The organism is Amorphus orientalis, assembly GCF_030814015.1.
In the GTDB taxonomy this organism is placed as follows: Bacteria; Pseudomonadota; Alphaproteobacteria; order Rhizobiales; family Amorphaceae; genus Amorphus; species Amorphus orientalis.
The window spans coordinates 315,929-332,742 of the sequence record NZ_JAUSUL010000004.1 but is presented as its reverse complement, the minus strand read 5'-3'; the positions used below and the strand labels follow the sequence as shown (position 1 = coordinate 332,742).

Annotated in this window: 13 protein-coding genes; 7 read left to right on the top strand and 6 right to left on the bottom strand. The window is 67.9% G+C overall.

The window, feature by feature from the left end:
• Positions 1-64: 64 nt before the first annotated feature.
• Positions 65-1,072, bottom strand: coding sequence for an LLM class flavin-dependent oxidoreductase (locus tag J2S73_RS18535; protein WP_306887146.1), 1,008 nt, complete (start codon positions 1,070-1,072; stop codon positions 65-67).
• Between the two features lie 136 nt (positions 1,073-1,208).
• On the opposite strand from J2S73_RS18535, the gene J2S73_RS18530 reads away from it, so the two are divergent.
• From J2S73_RS18530 to J2S73_RS18520, 3 genes are all read left to right on the top strand, one after another.
• Positions 1,209-1,796, top strand: coding sequence for a TetR/AcrR family transcriptional regulator (locus J2S73_RS18530; protein ID WP_306887145.1), 588 nt, complete (start codon positions 1,209-1,211; stop codon positions 1,794-1,796).
• 95 nt (positions 1,797-1,891) lie between these two features.
• Positions 1,892-2,992 carry an alkene reductase gene (locus J2S73_RS18525; RefSeq protein ID WP_306887144.1) on the top strand — a complete coding sequence of 367 codons (1,101 nt, stop codon included), beginning with the start codon at positions 1,892-1,894 and terminating at the stop codon, positions 2,990-2,992.
• A gap of 143 nt (positions 2,993-3,135) precedes the next feature.
• A complete protein-coding gene (locus tag J2S73_RS18520) occupies positions 3,136-3,672 on the top strand; it encodes a GNAT family N-acetyltransferase (RefSeq protein WP_306887143.1) in 537 nt (178 codons plus the stop codon).
• Between the two features lie 24 nt (positions 3,673-3,696).
• Here the strand turns inward: J2S73_RS18520 and J2S73_RS18515 are convergent, their stop codons facing one another.
• On the bottom strand, positions 3,697-6,906 hold the full coding sequence (locus J2S73_RS18515; RefSeq protein WP_306887142.1) for an autotransporter outer membrane beta-barrel domain-containing protein: 3,210 nt from the start codon (positions 6,904-6,906) through the stop codon (positions 3,697-3,699).
• Positions 6,907-7,179: 273 nt separating this feature from the next.
• Here J2S73_RS18515 and J2S73_RS18510 point away from each other — a divergent pair, with 273 nt between their 5' ends.
• Complete coding sequence (locus J2S73_RS18510; protein ID WP_306887141.1) at positions 7,180-8,145, top strand: LysR family transcriptional regulator; 966 nt, start codon at positions 7,180-7,182, stop codon at positions 8,143-8,145.
• A 16-nt stretch (positions 8,146-8,161) separates the two neighbouring features.
• On the opposite strand, the gene J2S73_RS18505 is transcribed toward J2S73_RS18510, so the two are convergent.
• Positions 8,162-9,256 carry a Glu/Leu/Phe/Val family dehydrogenase gene (locus tag J2S73_RS18505; protein ID WP_306887140.1) on the bottom strand — a complete coding sequence of 365 codons (1,095 nt, stop codon included), beginning with the start codon at positions 9,254-9,256 and terminating at the stop codon, positions 8,162-8,164.
• Positions 9,257-9,513: 257 nt separating this feature from the next.
• Here J2S73_RS18505 and J2S73_RS18500 point away from each other — a divergent pair, with 257 nt between their 5' ends.
• From J2S73_RS18500 to J2S73_RS18490, 3 genes are all read left to right on the top strand, one after another.
• Positions 9,514-10,230, top strand: a complete 717-nt coding sequence (locus J2S73_RS18500; protein WP_306887138.1) for a DUF1007 family protein — start codon at positions 9,514-9,516, stop codon at positions 10,228-10,230.
• A complete protein-coding gene (locus J2S73_RS18495; RefSeq protein WP_306887137.1) occupies positions 10,218-11,366 on the top strand; it encodes a nickel/cobalt transporter in 1,149 nt (382 codons plus the stop codon). Before J2S73_RS18500 ends, J2S73_RS18495 begins: the two co-directional genes overlap by 13 nt.
• Positions 11,367-11,581: 215 nt before the next feature.
• Positions 11,582-12,271 carry an extensin-like domain-containing protein gene (locus J2S73_RS18490; RefSeq protein ID WP_306887136.1) on the top strand — a complete coding sequence of 230 codons (690 nt, stop codon included), beginning with the start codon at positions 11,582-11,584 and terminating at the stop codon, positions 12,269-12,271.
• A 95-nt stretch (positions 12,272-12,366) separates the two neighbouring features.
• On the opposite strand, the gene thpR is transcribed toward J2S73_RS18490, so the two are convergent.
• The 3 genes from thpR to acnA all read right to left on the bottom strand — a co-directional run bounded on the left by thpR (position 12,367) and on the right by acnA (position 16,792).
• The gene (gene thpR / locus J2S73_RS18485) at positions 12,367-12,912 is read right to left on the bottom strand and encodes an RNA 2',3'-cyclic phosphodiesterase (protein ID WP_306887135.1); all 546 of its coding nucleotides are present in this window, start codon (positions 12,910-12,912) and stop codon (positions 12,367-12,369) included.
• A gap of 207 nt (positions 12,913-13,119) precedes the next feature.
• Positions 13,120-13,929, bottom strand: a complete 810-nt coding sequence (locus J2S73_RS18480) for a Bax inhibitor-1/YccA family protein (RefSeq protein ID WP_306887134.1) — start codon at positions 13,927-13,929, stop codon at positions 13,120-13,122.
• A 163-nt stretch (positions 13,930-14,092) separates the two neighbouring features.
• Positions 14,093-16,792, bottom strand: a complete 2,700-nt coding sequence (gene acnA / locus J2S73_RS18475; protein ID WP_306887132.1) for an aconitate hydratase AcnA — start codon at positions 16,790-16,792, stop codon at positions 14,093-14,095.
• Positions 16,793-16,814 lie beyond the last annotated feature (22 nt).

Sequence of the window (16,814 nt, the reverse complement as noted above, 5' to 3'; positions counted from 1 at the left end):
GGTTGCGGAACGGCAGCTCGGAGCAGGCGGGATGGTGGCCGCGCCTGCTCCCTGGCTCCTCCGCCTACTCCGCCGCTTCCGCCCGGCCGATCTCCCGCATCGCCTCCGCCGCGATCTCGAACGACCGCTTGCGCTTGTCGTGATCGTGGATCTGGCCGGCCAGGATGACCTCGTCGGGCCGGTAGGTGCCGATCAGCTCCGCAAGCTGCCGCCGCACCGTGTCCGGCCCGCCGACGGCGGTGCACGCGAGCGCCTGGTCCACCATCGGCATCACATGCGGAGAGATCACGTCCGCGATGGTCTCCACCGGGCGGGGCAGGCGGCCCGGATTTCCGGTGCGCAGATTGGCGAACTGCTGCTGCGCCGACGACATCAGATAGCGACCTTCCGCGTCGTCCGCGCCGGCGAACACGTTGATGGCCAGCATGAAATAGGGCCGCTCGAGCTGGGCGGAGGGCCGGAAGGTCTCCCGGTAGACCGAAACGGCCTGGGCCAGCGCGCCGGGCGCGAAATGGGAGGCGAAGGCGTAGGGCAGGCCCAGATGGGCGGCGAGCTGCGCGCCGAACGTCGACGAGCCGAGCATCCAGACCGGAACGTGGGTGCCGACGCCGGGAATGGCGCGCACCTTCATGTCCGGTCGCTCGTCGCCGAGATAGGCCATCAGCTCCACCACGTCCTGGGGAAAGCTGTCGGTGCCCTCCAGGTTGCGGCGGAGCGCCCGGGCCGTCGCCATGTCGGTGCCGGGTGCGCGTCCGAGGCCGAGATCGATCCGGCCGGGATGCAGCGTCGCCAGCGTGCCGAAGGCTTCCGCCACCATCAGCGGCGCGTGGTTGGGCAGCATGATCCCGCCCGAGCCGACCCGGATCGTCTGCGTCGCGTCGGCGATGTGGCCGATCAGGACGGCGGTCGCCGCGCTGGCGATGCCGGGCATGTTGTGGTGCTCCGCCAGCCAGTAGCGGTTGTAGCCGAGCGCCTCCGCGTGGCGGGCCAGATCGCGGCTGTTCTTGAAGGACTCCGTCGCGCTTCCGCCTTCGGGAATGGGCGACAGATCGAGCAGGGAATAGGGGATCATCGGGGTCGATCCTCGCAAATGGGGGCGCCGGATGGCGGCTGTCTGGTCCTCAGGTAGGTGGTCGGGCGGCGCGCCGCGACCCCCTCCGGACGGTTCGGCATTGATTTCCGGACCAGCCAGTCCATATTGTCAACCCATGAGCGATACGGCCACCCGACCCAGATCCCGTCCCGGACGTCCGCGCGAATACGACGAGGCGGCCGCCCTGTCGGCCGCGCTGCAGGTGTTCTGGACCCGCGGCTACGAGGCCACGACGCTCGACGATCTCACGGGCGCAATGGGCCTCAGCCGGTCCAGCTTCTATTCCGCGTTCGGCTCCAAGGAGCAGGTCTTCCTGGCCGCGTTGAGCGCCTATTCCGAGGATGCGCTGTCGGCCCTGTCCGAGATCGCCCATCGTCCGGAGGGTGAGCCGGTGGACGCCATGCTGGCCGCCCTCGCCGATCCCCAGGGCGGGCCGCGTGGGTGCCTGCTGGTCAACTGCATCACCGAACTCGCGCCCCACAACGACCGGGTGGCCGCCATCGGCCGGCGCCATATCGACCGGATCGAGCAGCTCTTCGCCGAGGCGCTGTCCCCGTCCGATCCGGCCGCCGCAATCGATCGTGCCCGGGCGCTGGCCGCCCTGGCGATCGGAACGGTCACTCTGCGCAAGTCCGGTCTCTCGCCGGACGCGATCTCGGCTGCGCTGGCCCAGGGGCGGGCGCTGTTCGCCTCACCCCAATAAAGCGCCCGTCGACGACGCTCGCACGTTGAATTCTGGACTGACGGGTCCGAAATAAACCGTTCCCAAGACAGCCTGACCTGACCACGGAGACGACGATGACCACCCCGAAACTGTTCACCCCGTTCAAGGCGGGGGCCCTGGATCTGAAGAACCGGATCGTGATGGCCCCGCTCACCCGCAACCGCGCCCGGGCCGAAGACGACGCGCCGGTCGACATGCACGTCGACTATTATGCCCAGCGCGCCGGCGCGGGCCTGATTGTCACCGAAGCGAGCCAGATCAGCCCCGAAGGCAAGGGCTATGCCTGGACGCCGGGCATCCACAGCGACGCCCAGGTCGCCGGCTGGAAGGCCGTGACCGACGCGGTCCACGCCAGGGGCGGCAGGATCGTCCTGCAGATGTGGCACGTCGGCCGGATCTCCCACGACACCCTGCAGCCGGATGGCCAGCCGCCGGTCGCGCCCTCGGCGATCGCGGCCGAAGCGAAGACCTTCGACGGCAAGGAGTTCCTGGCCACCTCGACGCCCCGCGCGCTTGAGCTCTCGGAAATTCCGCGTGTCATCGAGGATTATCGCAAGGCGGCCCGCAATGCCGTCGATGCCGGCTTCGACGGGGTCGAGGTGCATGGCGCCAACGGCTACCTGATCGACCAGTTTCTCCGCGACGGCGCCAACCAGCGCACCGACGCATACGGCGGTTCGATCGAGAACCGCACCCGGCTGATGCGCGAAGTGGTCGAGGCCGTCACCGAGGTCTGGGGCGCCGACCGGGTCGGCATCCGCCTCAGCCCGTTCTCCAACGCCAACGGCCTGACCGATTCCGATCCGATGCCCCTGTTCGAACGCGTGGTCGACATCCTCAACGGCTTCGGGCTTGCCTATCTCCACTTCGTCGAGGGTCAGACCGGCGGCTCCCGCGATCTGGCCGAGGGGCAGTCGATCGAGGCGCTGCGCGCCCGCTTCGACGGCGCCTACATGGCCAACAACGGCTACGACCGTCAGATGGCGATCGATGCGGTGGAGACCGGCAAGGCGGACCTGGTCGCGTTCGGCCGGCCCTATATCGCCAACCCGGATCTCGCCGAGCGGCTGGAGAAGAACGCGCCGCTCAACGAGCCCGACCGCAAGACCTTCTATGGCGGCGGCCGCGAGGGCTACACCGACTATCCGGCGCTGGACGAATCCGCCGCGGCCTGAGCCAAAGTCAGGCAGCCATAACGAAGCCCGGGTGCTGGAAGGCGCCCGGGCTTTTTTATGTCTGGCGGGCAAGCGGGATAGATCAGATCGCCGGTCTGGCCCATTCTCATCCGGGATGATGCGGCGTTTCCGGGAGGCATGACATGATCATCCGCGACGCGCAGGACGGTGATCTCGATGCCGTTCTGGAGGTCGAACGCCGGGCCTTCGGCCAGGACGACGAGGCGGATCTGGTCCGCCGCGTGCTGGCCGATCCGAGTGCGGATCCGGTTCTTTCGCTCGTGGCGGTCGATGGCGATCGGATAGAGGGCCATGTCCTGTTTTCCGCCGCCCGGGTGGAGACCGGCACGACCGGGCTGCCCGCTTCCATGCTGGCGCCCCTGGCCGTCGACCCCGACCACCAGCGGACTGGGATCGGCAGCCGACTGGTCGAGGCCGGGCTGGACCGGCTGCGCCAGGCCGGATGCGGCCTCGTCTTCGTGTTCGGCGATCCCGCCTATTACGGACGTTTCGGGTTCGAGCCGGCGATGGCGGCCGGCTTCCCGCCCCCGTGTCCGATCGCGACCGAACACGCCGACGCCTGGCAGGTGGTCCGGCTCGCACCCGAGGTCGGCGGGGGAGAGGGCGGCCGCGTGGTCTGCGCCGACAGCTTCATGGTTCCGGCGCTGTGGGCGGTCTGACCCGGTCGGCCCTGACCGCCGCAATCAGAACGTGACCGAGAGCTCGCCCGTTGCCGCGTGCTCCGCCGTGCCGCTGCCGATGCGGCCGTCATAGGCGACCGACAGGGTGGCCCGCCGGGTGAGGACGAAGTCGAGCCCGGCGCCGACAATGGCCGCGTCCCGGGCGATCGGCGCGCCGGCCACGGTGAAGCCCGCCCCGCTCCGGGCGAAGGTCAGGTCCATGTCCGGGTCGACGTCGCCGAAGGCGTGCTGCCAGCCGAGCGTCGCGTGCGGCCGCAGGACACCGCCCGCCAGCGGCACCGACTTTGCGAGCCGCAGCCCGAGGGTCGTGAGCGTGTTCGACTGGGTCGCGCCGGTCGCCGACAGCGCCGTCAGGTCGCCGCCTTCTGAAAAGGCATCCGTCGACGTCTGCACGAAGGCGAGCCCGGCAAACGCTTCGGTATCGACGGGTGCGAAACCCAGATCGATCGCGCCCTCGCCGAAGATCTGGCCCGTCGTCGCGGAATGGTCCGCGCTCTGCTGGGCCCAATAGCCCGGGAAGGCGATCGTCCGGTCGGTCTCGATGTCGTGCCAGGCGAAGCTCGCGCCGAGGCTGGCGCGCATCATGCCGCGCACCGCCCCGCCATAGGCGGCGAGGGTGGTCGTGCCCGACGTGCCGGAGGCGGCAAGATCCGGCGACTTGAACCGGCCCGCCCCGTAGCCGGCGGCGAAGCCGACCCGCCCCCAGGTGTGGATCGCCGCGTCCACGCCCGCGAGGGTCCCGGTCAGGGAGGTGGACAGGCTGGACGCGTTGCCGGTGCCGTCGATGTCACCCCAGTTGCCGTAGGCGGACGCCCAGGCGCTGGCCGTCAGACCCGGCAGGTTCATGCCCGACGTGCCGTTGGAGGCGAACATGGGTGCGGCGCCCATTTCCGCGAACGCCGCGCCGAGCCGGGCCTGGATGGTGTCGCGCGCGAGCCGGGCATCGTTCTGCAGGGCCGTCAGGGTCGAGGCGTGGATCTGGCCGGAGAGCTGATCGGCGGCGAGATTGTACTGATCGATGGTGAGGTGGGTCAGCGGATAGTCCAGCGCGGTGCCCTGCACGAACCGGTCGAGTGCGGCGCCCACGGCCCGGCGGTTCGGCGTGGTGCCTGCGGCTTCGAAGCTGACCTGGCTGTCCACGACCTGAAGTGCCGCGTCGGTGGCGCCGTAGGAGAGGCCCGTGGTGAGGAACGGATAGAGCGCGTCGTCGAACAGGCCGCCGACGAGATTGGAATGGGTGCCGGTGACGCCACCGTCCGCCGTCAGGAAGACGTAGCGGTCGCCCAGCACCGGCACCAGGCCGGGCTCGTGGGAGACGATCACGGTGCCGCCGGAAAGCGTCGCGGTTCCGCTGACCCGCAGGAGATCGATGGAGCCGTCCGCGCCGACCTCCACCTCCCGGGTCGCGCCGGGGCCGAACGTGTAGGTGCCGGTGACGGTCATGGTGCCGATGGAGTTGCCGGTGGCGAGCGTGCCGCCCTGGGCGACGACCAGATTTGCGACGGTGCCCGTTCCCGACAGCCGGCCGGTGGTGGTCAGCGTGCCGGAGACGGTGCCGTTGTTGACGAACGATCCGGCCGTGGAGACGTCGCCGGCAATCCGGCCCGAAGACTGCACCGTGGTCGTGCCGAAATTGCTGACGTTGCCGGACACGGTCCCCGCCAGGTCGAACGCGCCCCCGGTGTCCACGGTCACCAGCGGGGCGGTCGCCCCCGCCACGGACAGCTGGCCGGAGAGGTTGAACGTGCCGCCGCTGCGCACGGTGACCGCGCTGGCGAGCTGGCTGGTCACGGCCAGCGTGCCGCTCTGAACGGTGGTGTGGCCGGAATAGGTGTTCACCCCGTTCAGCGTCACGGTCCCGGTGCCGTTGACGATCAGATCGCCGGGCCCGGTCAGGGCGTTCTCGAAGGTGGCCGTCGTCCCGGTTGCGATCGCGGCCGGGTTGGTGCTGCTGGCGCGCAGGAACACCGGCATGGTGGTGGAGAACGGCGTGTCGAACGTGATCTGCCCGATCGCGGAGATGACCGGGGTGAACACGATGTTGGTCCCGCTGACGTTCGGATCCGGCGCGACGCCCAGATAGCCGTTCGTCGGATCGAACAGATAGTAGAAGCCGTCATAGAACCGGATGCCGGTGTTGACGTATCCGACGCCCCGGTCGGTCGCGGAAGGTCCGACCCATTGCACGGACGTCGGCTTCTGCGGGCTGCAGGCCGAGGTGCAGCCGACCCGGTAGCTGTAGCTGACGGTATCGCCGGCATCGAGAACCTGAACGGTCACGGTGCTTGCCGACGAGACCGGCCCGGAGGCCTGCCCGGGAACGTGGATGAACGAATTCGGGATGCCCGTATCGGCCAGAAGGATGCCGGACTGGGGCCCGACCGTGCCTTCGCTGCCCCCGGAGACCGTCACGGACATCGCCCCCTGTCCCCAGGCCCCGGTCTGGGAATCGGCTTCCAGCTTGCCGAAGGCGAAGCCGCTGGTGTTGGCGGGCGTCAGACCGACGATCACCTCGCCCCGCCGGATGATGTAGCCCTGATTGAAGGCGGAGCCGTCCGGCGCGGCGATGTTCACCAGCGGATTGAACGCCTGGGAGGTCGTCGGCGCGGCGATCAGCTGCTCGGCGATGGTCGGGCTGTCATAGTCGAGCGCACCTTCTCCGAGGGTGTTGCGGCCGAACCCGACGCCCATCATGGAGATCGTCCTGTGGGCGTTCTGGTCGCACGGGTTGTCGCCGTAGCCGGTGCACCGGCTGTTGGTGGCGGCGAGCACCCGGACATTGGAGGCGACGATCGGCTGCCCGGTCGCCGGATCCAGGTAGGTCACGGTGGCCTCGGTCAGCTTGCCCCAGATCAGGAGCCCCGACGAATTGTAGAACGCCCAGCCGGCCTCGCCCGTCAGCGTGTCGGCGGTCTCGCCCAGATATTCGGCGGCGATCACCAGACCGGTCGAGCCCGTGTCCATCTCGATCTTGCGGGCGGCGCTGGTGACGGACGTCCCGTCGCGCCGCGTCGTCGTGATCTTCAGATCGTATTCGTAGCTGTCGGGCCGGCTGTTCGGGCTCTTGGGGATCGTGAAGGACGTGTCGCCGTCGTCATAGAGCGACCAGCTCTGGGCGGCAGCCGGGCTGGCGAGAGACGCGGCGGCGAGGGCAGTCGCAAGTCCGAACGCTCTCAGGCCGAACCGGCGAACAGGCGGATTGAAACGATCCATCGCAACGCATTCCCCCGAGCCAAAAAACCGCCGCATCACGGGGCATTTATCGGCCCGATCGGCCGACACGTGCAAGCGGCAACGCCGCTGCGGACGGGTACCCTCGGGTGCTGTGGCTTTTCTGCACGTTGCCCCGGCAGCGCGTGTCCGCACCCGAACCGGAGACCCGGTGCCATCGGCAGGTTGCAGCGGACGCCTGTTGACAATCGGCCTGAATCTGCCCAGCTCCGTTTAACGAAAGTGAACGGTAGCGAGCGTGGGAAACGGATCCCGATGGACACCTTGGCGCGTATGGCAGCGTTCGTGGCGGTGGTCGACGCCGGCGGCTTCTCCGCCGCGGCGCGGAAGGAGGGGCGGTCCAAGGCCATCCTCTCCAAGCACGTGGCGGAGCTGGAGAACCGGCTCGGCGTGCGTCTCCTGAACCGGACCACGCGCACGCTGGCCCCGACGGAAGCCGGTCTCGCCTACTATCGCGAGGCCTTGGAAATCCTTCAGCGCATGTCCGATCTGGAGGACGTGGTCCGCGACACCCATCGGGAGGTCAGGGGCAGTCTTCGCATCGCCGTCCCGCGCACCCTGGGCGAAGGGGTGCTGATGGAGGCGATCGTCGCCTTTGCCCGCAAGGAACCCCGGATCTCGCTGGACCTGCGCCTCGACGACCGGTTCGTCGATCTGGTGGAGGAAGGCTTCGACATGGCCGTCCGCGTGTCCGAACTCGCCGATTCCAGCCTGATCGCCCGCAAGCTCGCGCCGTTGCGCCTGGTCGTTGCGGCCAGTCCCGAGCTTCTGAAACACCATGGCCGCCCGTCCGTGCCCGACGACATGGCGGCGCTGCCCTGCGTCATCGACACCAACGCGCGCTGGCGGTCGAACTGGGGCTTCGTGGTGGACGGCACCCGTCATTCGGTCGCGGTGTCCGGCCGGCTGGAGGCGAACAGCCCGAACGCTGCCAAGGTGGCCGCGCTGCACGGCATCGGCTTCGCGATGCTGCCTTATCCCGTCGCCCGCCGGGAAATCCTGGAGGGGCGGCTGGAGACGGTGCTGGACGACTATGTCTGCAACGCCGGGGCGATCTATGCGGTCTACCCGCACCGCCGGCATCTGTCCGGCAAGGTCCGGGCCCTCGTCGACCACCTCGCCGAATGGTTTGGCGATCCGGTGCATCTGGCTGAACTCGGCGGCGCCGAGGAGCCACGGCCGGCGCCAGCACCGTCAAAGCTGACGGTGGCGGCGGACTGAGCGCGACCCGTCCCGATCAGACCGTTTCGGTTTGAAGGGGATCTGCTCTGGCGCCTGCCCGCTCGAGGCGCTCCCGGGCGATCGCGTCGGCGACGACGTCGGTCGGCAGGCCGTCAGCGTCGGCGCGCACGAAGATCTGCCGGAGCGTCTCGCCGATCGCCGTCACCCGTTCCATGACGGCGGTGTCGTCGCCGCCCGGTTTCGACAGGGCAATGGAGATGACGCCGCCGGCGTTGATCGCGTAGTCCGGTGCGTAGAGGACGCCGCGGGCCATCAGCCGCTCCCCGTCCGCCTCGGTGGCGAGCTGGTTGTTGGCGGCCCCCGCGACAATTCCAGCGCCGAGCTCGGGGATCGTCCTGGCGTTGAGCCCGGCGCCCAGCGCACAGGGCGCGAACACGTCCGCCTCGATCCTGTGGGCGCTGTCCGCTTCTGCGCGTTCGGCGCCGAACGCCGCTTCCGCACGTTCTGCGGTGGAGGCGTCCACGTCGGCGACGACGAGCCGGGCCTTTTCCTTCGCCAGGAGGTCGGCCAGATGCCAGCCCACATGGCCGAGACCCTGAAGGACGATCCGCCGGCCGGCGATCTCGTCCGAGCCGGTGCGGTGGGCAAGGGCCGCCTTGATGCCGCTCAGGATGCCCAGCGCAGTATAGGGGGAGGGATCGCCGAGCCCCGTCGCCGGGGTGCCGCGGGCATGGGACGTGGCGGTTGCCACCTGTTCCATGTCCTCGGTGGATATCCCGACATCTTCCGCGGTGGTGTAGCGTCCGCCGAGCGTTTCGACATGCCGGCCGAATGCCGCCAGAAGGGCGGGCGTCTTGTCACGTCCGGGATCGCCGATGATCACCGACTTGCCGCCGCCGAGATCGAGCCCGGCGAGCGAATTCTTGTAGGTCATGCCCCTGGACAGGCGGAGCGCGTCCGTCACCGCCTCGCCGCTGGACCCGTAGGCCCACATGCGGCACCCTCCGAGCGCCGGTCCCAGCCGGGTGTCGTGGATGGCGATGATGGCCCGCAGTCCGGTTTCCGCGTCGCTGCAGAAGACGACCTGTTCGTGATCGTCGAAGGCGGGATGGTCGAAGACGGCCGATACGCCGGGGTCCTGCATGTCCATGCCTCGCTCCTTTCGCACCCGTCATTCCGTCCTGCCATTGAAACGTGCGTTCGATTGAACGGGATTTCATGGTTGAATGTCCGCCTTCGACGCTCCGAACCGGACGAATTCACCTTCGTCAATCGAAACATGGGGATATTGTTCCGATCGGTTGGCAGGTGTGCGGTCATCTTGCCGCCATGGTGGCACGTAGAAAGGGTGTATCGCGATGATATCCCTTGGGCTTGCGGGCCGAATCGCCCGAACCGGGAGGCAGCTTGACAGATAGAACTGTGCTCGGGATGAGCCGGAGGGCGAAGGGTCGGCTCGACTGGAGGACGCGCCTGTCCGCAATGGTGATGGCAGCGGCCGCCGTCATGATCGGTGCCGACACTGCCGAAGCCCATCCCCACGTCTTCGTCGAGGCCAAGAGTGAGCTCGTCTTCGATGGCACGGGCGATCTGTCCGCCGTGCGCCACGCCTGGCGGTTCGACGCGCCCTTCTCCTCTTTTGCGGTCCAGGGCCTGGATGCGGATCAGAACGGGATCCTGACCCAGGAGGAACTCTCCGAGCTGGCCCAGGTGAACGTGGAGTCGCTGAAGGAGTACGATAACTTCACCTTCCTCAGCCACGACGGGGAGGACCTCTCATTTGCGGATGCGGAGGATTACTGGCTGGACTACAGCGGCGGGCGTCTGACCCTCTATTTCGTGCTGCCGCTGGCTGAGCCGCTTGCCCTGGCCGGCGACAGCGTCACGCTGGAAGTCTACGATCCGGAATATTTCGTCGCCTTCGAGATGACCAAGCAGCAGCCGTTCACCCTGATCGACGCGCCGGCTGAATGCGTGCTCAACACCCAGCTCGCCGGGGAACTCGACCCGATGACCGCGACCCAGCTCGCGGCGATCCCCTCCAGTCAACGCGAGATCCCCGATCAGTACCGGGCCATGACCGACGTTCTGGCCAACGAGGCGCTGGTGACATGCGCGAAATGAGAGTCCATCCGCTTGCGCTCTGCGGCCTTGCCGGTCTGATCCTGCTTGTGGCGATGGTCGCCGTTCAGCCCGCGCTGGCTGCAGGTGGGCCGTTTGGCGTGGGCGCGCCGGAACCCTCCGCCGCGCCGGTCTCCGGGCCGCTGGCGGGGTTCTTCGCCTGGGTCGCGGCCTGGCAGTCGACCTTCTACCGCGCGCTCACGGACTCCCTGTCGGAGATCAAGGCGAGCGGGGCGGCGCCCTGGCTGCTGATCGCGCTGTCGTTCGGCTACGGCGTGTTCCACGCCATCGGGCCGGGGCACGGCAAGGCGGTGGTGTCGTCCTACATGCTCGCCAATGAGGCGACGGCGCGTCGGGCCGTCGGCCTGTCCTTCGCCGCCTCCGCCGTCCAGGCCACGACCGCCGTTGTCGTCGTGCTGATCGCGGCGGCGGTGCTCAACCTGACCAGCCTGCAGATGTCGCGCTCCATCGAGACCATCGAGATCGCGGCCTATGCCATGGTCACGCTGCTCGGTGCCTCGCTGGTGTGGCGCAAGATCCTGCGTCCCGCTTTCAGGCGGGTCCGGACCGGTCCGGGTGTCGTGACCGCGTCCGCCCTGTCGGCATCCGTGGCGTATGCGCAGACGGAGCGGCATCGTCATGCCGGTCACGACCATGGTGGCGACGGGCACGGCCATCACGGTCACGCGTCGCATGCGCACGGTCATCATCATCACGGCCACGGCCACGATCATCACCACACCACCGCCGAGGCGGCGGCCCAGTGCGGATGCGGCCATTCCCACGGCATCGACCCCGAGACGGTTGCCCGGGCAACCTCGCTGCGGGCGGCGGTGGCCGCGGTGCTCGCGGTCGGGCTCCGCCCGTGCAGCGGTGCGGTCATCGTGCTGGTCTTCGCCCTGTCCCAGGGCCTGCTGGGCGCCGGCATCGCGTCGGCCTACGTCATGGGGCTCGGAACGGCGATCACCGTCTCGCTCCTTGCGCTCGCCGCCGTCGGCGCCAAGGGCCTGGCGATCCGGATGTCCGGGGCGGGCTCTCCGCTTGCCGCCCGGGTCCACGGCGGACTGGAAGCGGCCGGCGCACTCGTCGTGCTGTTCCTCGGCCTCACGCTCCTGATCGCCACGCTGTCGGCGTCCTGAAAGCAATCCCAGGAAAAGTGGGCACCGGTTTTCCGGCCGGGATTGCGAAGAACGAAAGCAAAGCCCGCCTCAATCTCCCGCACATTCCGGCGAAAGCCGGAATCCAGGGACAGAGATTCTTGGCCATCCATCACTGACGCCCCTGTGATCGATCGCGGACGCATTAACCAGTTCTCTTAAGCCGATCTTTGCCTCGGTGCGGTCTGGTCGGGGCCATGACCCTGGTCCAGCGCCCCTCTGCCCGACGCCTCTTCGCGATCGTAACCACGTGTCTTCTGATCGTGGCGGTCGTTGCCGGCTGCTCGCGCGGGCCCCAGCATCAGGAGCGCCGGGCCGCCTGGCGCGACATCGCCGAGCGCAACTGCCTGCGCTCCGGCGAGGTGCAGCCCTCCGCCTACATGGAGCCCCGGGAGCGCATCCGGGTCGGCGCCTGCGGGGCCAACAAGCCGTTCAAGGTGATGGCGGCCAGCTCCGGCACGATCGCCATGCAGCCCGCGGCGACGATGGCCTGTCCGATGATCCCGGCGGTCGACCGCTGGCTGAACGACACCGTCCAGCCGATGGCCAACGCCCTCTTCGGCGTGCCGGTCAGCGAGGTGAAGGTGGCCGCCTCCTATGGCTGCCGGACCCGCAACAACAAGCGCGGCGCCCGGCTGTCGGAACACTCCTTCGCCAACGCCCTCGACGTATCCGGCTTCACGCTCGCCGACGGCCGGACCATCACGGTCGAGGACGGCTGGGTCAGCGACGGCTCCGATGCGATCTTCCTGCGCACCGTCCATGGGGACGCCTGCAAGGAGTTCACGACGGTGATCGGGCCCGACGGCGACCGCCACCACCGCGACCACTTCCATTTCGATCTGGCCCGTCACAACAAGGACGGCAGCTACCACCACTGCGAATAGCGCGAAGGGACGTGCGCGCTGCGGCGCGCGGGCCCGCTGCCTGCGCTTTATTCGGTGATGCGCGCGCGCAGTTCAGGCCCGTCGGCGCGCGGAGCTCATGCCGCGTCGGCGTAGAGCGGATATTCCTCTTCCACGAGATAGGGACCGCCGCCCTGGGAGGCGCGGGAGGAAAACAGCACGAAGCGCGAGGCCATGAAGGACGGCGCTTCGAAATCGCCCCGGATCGACAGCCAGCTCGCCACTTCCCGGGCCGAGGCCCCCTTCAGCCGAGCAATCGTGACATGGGGCGTGAACTTGCGGCCTTCCGGGGGCAGGCCGATGCGCTGCAGGAGCCGCTCCTGCTCGGCCTGAAGCTCCAGCAGCTCCGGCGTCGGCTCCACCCGCGCCCAGATCGAGTGGGGCTTGCGGGAGCCGAATGCACCGAGACCGGACAGCCGGACACGGACTTCGGTGCGCTTCACGGTGTCGAGCATCGCGGCGACCTCGTCGGCCGTGCGGTCGTCGATGTCACCGATGAAGCGAAGCGTGATGTGGTAGTTTTCGGTGTCGATCCAGCGGGCGGAGCGGAGTCCGCCTCGGAGCTGCGCAAGGCGCATACGGATGTCCGGCGGGATCTCGAGCCCGGTGAACAAGCGTGGCATGGGAAGGATCTCCGCCGCTTGTGTTTGTCGCGCCGAGTGATTCGACGCAGATCCTAGTTTCTCGAAGACTGGCCTTGGGCGCAAGGTGACGCGGCAGATGATGACGCGCCAACCCTGCGCGGGCCTTTCCGGTATCCCCAGAAAAGCAAAAGGCGCGGCCGAAGCCGCGCCCTGAACCGTGTCTGTCCGGTAGATGCCGGCGTGCGCCTACTGGCGGTTGCCGAACAGCTGCAGCAGCATCATGAACAGGTTGATGAAGTCGAGGTAGAGCCTGAGGGCGCCCATGATCGCCTTCTTGCCGGCGACGCTGCTGTCGTCACCGACATAGTACATCTCCTTGATCTGCTGCGTGTCGTAGGCGGTCAGGCCGGCGAACACGAGCACGCCGATCACGGAGATCGCGAACTGCAGCGCGCTGGAGCCGATGAACAGGTTCACCAGCGAGGCGATGATGATGCCGATCAGGCCCATGAAAAGGAACGAGCCCCAGCCGGACAGGTCCTTCTTCGTGGTGTAGCCGTAGAGGCTGAGCGCGCCGAACGAGGCGGCGGTGATGAAGAACACCCGCGCGATCGACTGCCCGGTGAAGACCAGGAAGATCGACGACAGCGAGAGCCCCATCAGCGCGGCGAACACCCAGAACGCGGTCTGGGCGCCGGAGACGCTCATGTTCTGAACCCGGAAGCTCAGAAAGAACACCATGCCGAGCGGGGCGAGCATGACGACCCACTTGAGGGGCGAGGCGTAGAGCGCGAGGCCGAAGCTGGTCAGGTACATGCCCTGGCCGATCTGCGCGGCGCCGCCACCCGACATCTGGGCCGCCGAGCCGGCATCGCCGGTCACCGCCATGTAGAACGCGCCGATCGCCACCAAGCCGGTCACCGCAAGGCCGATGGCCATGAGGTTGTAGACCTTGGTCATGTAGGCGCGCAGGCCCTGGTCTATGACGCCGGCCTCGGCGCGGCCGGTGGCGTAGCCCTGTGCTCGCCCAACTGAATTCCGGTCGAAGGTCGACATCTGGTTCCTCTCTCCCAAGTCGTCGATGACACGCGGGACCGCGCGCTGCGCGCAAGCTCCCGCAGGGCGAATATGGTGACAAAAAAACGGCCCGGCAAGGCGCAAACCGCCCGGCCGGACCGCAACTTGACGCAACCGTGATCGGACGAACCCGAACCCGGATTTACGCGGCTTCAGCCAGGTTCCGCAGCACGAAGTGCAGGATGCCGCCGTTCTCGAAGTAGTCCATCTCGTCCGCCGTATCGATCCGGCACAAGAGCGGCACCTCGAGGGTCTCGCCGTCGGCCTTGGTGATGTGGGCGGTGAGGACCGCGCGCGGCTCGATGCCGCCGGCCAGGCCGGAGATCGAGACCGTCTCGTCGCCCTTCAGGCCGAGGCTTTCCCAGGTGTCGCCTTCCTTGTTGAACACCAGCGGCAGCACGCCCATGCCGACCAGGTTGGAGCGGTGGATGCGCTCGAAGGATTCCGCGATCACCGCGCGCACGCCGAGAAGCCGGGTGCCCTTGGCCGCCCAGTCACGGGACGAGCCGGTGCCGTATTCCTTGCCGGCGAAGATTACCAGCGGCACGTTCTCGTCGCGGTAGCGCATGGCGGCGTCGTAGATGGCGAGCTGATCGCCCGACGGGTGATGGATCGTCACGCCGCCTTCCACGCCCGGCACCATCTGGTTCTTGATGCGGATGTTGGCGAAGGTGCCGCGCATCATGACTTCGTGGTTGCCGCGCCGCGAGCCGTAGGAGTTGAAGTCGCGGACGTCGACGCCGTGCTCGGTCAGATAGCGGCCCGCCGGCGAATCCTTCTTGATCGAACCGGCCGGCGAGATGTGGTCGGTGGTGATGGAATCGCCGAACAGGCCGAGGACGCGGGCGTTCTCGATGTCGGTGACCTTGTCCGGGGTCATCGTCATGCCCTCGAAATAGGGCGGGTTCTGCACGTAGGTCGACTTGGAGTCCCACGAGTAGGTGAGCGATCCGCCTTCGACCGCGATCGACTGCCAGTGCTCGTCACCCTTGAATACGTCGCCGTAGCGGCTTTCGAACATGCTCTCGTTGATGGCGCTGCGAACCAGCTCGGCCACTTCCTTGGAGGACGGCCAGATGTCCTTGAGGTAGACCGGATTGCCGTTCGCGTCCTCGCCCAGCGCGTCCTTGCTGAGGTCGACGAACAGCGAGCCGGCGATGGCGTAGGCGACGACCAGCGGCGGGGAGGCGAGATAGTTCGCCCGCACGTCCGGATTGACGCGGCCCTCGAAGTTCCGGTTGCCGGACAGCACCGAGCAGGCCACCAGATCGGCGTCGGCGATCGTCTTGGAGATCTCTTCCGGCAGCGGGCCGGAGTTGCCGATGCAGGTGGTGCAGCCGTAGCCGACCAGGTTGAAGCCGAGCTTGTCGAGATCGTCCTGCAGGTTGGCCTTGGCGAGATAGTCGGTCACCACCTTGGAACCCGGCGCGAGCGACGTCTTCACCCAGGGCTTCACGGTCATGCCCTTGGCGACGGCGTTGCGGGCGAGGAGGCCGGCAGCCACCATCACGCTCGGGTTGGAGGTGTTGGTGCACGAGGTGATCGCCGCGATCACAACGTCGCCGTGGCCGAGATCATGGTCGCGGCCCTCGACCGGCGCACGCTTGCCCATTTCGCCGGCCTTGTTCCACTCGGAGCCCATCGCGCTCTCGAAGGCCGACTTCGCGTCGGTCAGCGCGACGCGGTCCTGCGGCCGCTTCGGACCGGCGATGGACGGCACCACGTCGCCCAGGTCGAGCGCGAGGGTGTCGGTGAACACCGGATCCGGGGTGTCGTCGGTGCGGAACAGGCCCTGGGCCTTGGTGTAGGCCTCGACCAGCTCCACGCGGCCCGGATCGCGGCCGGTGTCCTTGAGGTATTTGAGGGTCTCGTCGTCCACCGGGAAGAAGCCGCAGGTCGCGCCGTATTCCGGAGCCATGTTGGCGATCGTCGCACGGTCTTCCAGGCTCATGGACGACAGGCCCGGGCCGTAGAACTCGACGAACTTGCCGACCACGCCCTTCTTGCGGAGCATCTGGGTGACGGTCAGCACCAGGTCGGTGGCCGTCACGCCTTCGTTGAGCGTGCCGGTCAGCTTGAAGCCGATCACTTCCGGGATCAGCATGGAGATCGGCTGGCCGAGCATGGCCGCCTCGGCCTCGATACCGCCGACGCCCCAGCCCAGGACCGACAGGCCGTTGATCATGGTGGTATGGGAATCGGTGCCGACGAGGCTGTCGGGATAGGCGACCTCGTGACCGTTCTCCTTCTTCGACCAGACGGTCTGGCCGAGATATTCCAGGTTCACCTGGTGGCAGATGCCGGTTCCGGGCGGGACCACGCGGAAGTTGTCGAACGCGCCCTGACCCCACTTCAGGAACTCGTAGCGCTCGTTGTTGCGCTCGTATTCCCGGTCCACGTTGGTCTCGAACGCCATGGCGTTGCCGAAGGCGTCGACCATGACGGAGTGGTCGATGACCAGATCGACCGGCACCAGCGGGTTGATCTTGGTCGGATCGGTGTCGAGGGACTTGGCGGCGTCGCGCATGGCGGCGAGGTCGACCACGGCCGGAACGCCGGTGAAGTCCTGCATCAGCACGCGGGTCGGACGGAACGCGATCTCGCGCGAGGACTTCTTCTCGTCGAGCCAGCCCTTCATCGCCTTGATGTCGTCGGCGGAGACGGAGCGTCCGTCCTCGTAGCGCAGGAGGTTCTCCAGAAGCACCTTCAGCGAGAACGGCAGGCGGTCCGTTCCGTCCAGTCCTTCCTTCGCCGCGTCGGGAAGGCTGTAATAGACGTAGCTGCGGTTTCCGACCTGGAGGTCTTTGCGGGATTTAAAGCTGTCGAGCGAGGATTCGGTCACGGCGTCACCTTCCGTTGGCGTG

Excerpts from the sequence above, each read along its gene's own strand:
- J2S73_RS18535 (WP_306887146.1), bottom strand. The coding sequence starts at position 1,072 with ATGATCCCCTATTCCCTGCTCGATCTGTCGCCCATTCCCGAAGGCGGA.
- J2S73_RS18530 (WP_306887145.1), top strand. The coding sequence starts at position 1,209 with ATGAGCGATACGGCCACCCGACCCAGATCCCGTCCCGGACGTCCGCGC.
- J2S73_RS18525 (WP_306887144.1), top strand. The coding sequence starts at position 1,892 with ATGACCACCCCGAAACTGTTCACCCCGTTCAAGGCGGGGGCCCTGGAT.
- J2S73_RS18520 (WP_306887143.1), top strand. The coding sequence starts at position 3,136 with ATGATCATCCGCGACGCGCAGGACGGTGATCTCGATGCCGTTCTGGAG.
- J2S73_RS18515 (WP_306887142.1), bottom strand. The coding sequence starts at position 6,906 with ATGGATCGTTTCAATCCGCCTGTTCGCCGGTTCGGCCTGAGAGCGTTC.
- J2S73_RS18510 (WP_306887141.1), top strand. The coding sequence starts at position 7,180 with ATGGACACCTTGGCGCGTATGGCAGCGTTCGTGGCGGTGGTCGACGCC.
- J2S73_RS18505 (WP_306887140.1), bottom strand. The coding sequence starts at position 9,256 with ATGGACATGCAGGACCCCGGCGTATCGGCCGTCTTCGACCATCCCGCC.
- J2S73_RS18495 (WP_306887137.1), top strand. The coding sequence starts at position 10,218 with ATGCGCGAAATGAGAGTCCATCCGCTTGCGCTCTGCGGCCTTGCCGGT.
- J2S73_RS18490 (WP_306887136.1), top strand. The coding sequence starts at position 11,582 with ATGACCCTGGTCCAGCGCCCCTCTGCCCGACGCCTCTTCGCGATCGTA.
- thpR (WP_306887135.1), bottom strand. The coding sequence starts at position 12,912 with ATGCCACGCTTGTTCACCGGGCTCGAGATCCCGCCGGACATCCGTATG.
- J2S73_RS18480 (WP_306887134.1), bottom strand. The coding sequence starts at position 13,929 with ATGTCGACCTTCGACCGGAATTCAGTTGGGCGAGCACAGGGCTACGCC.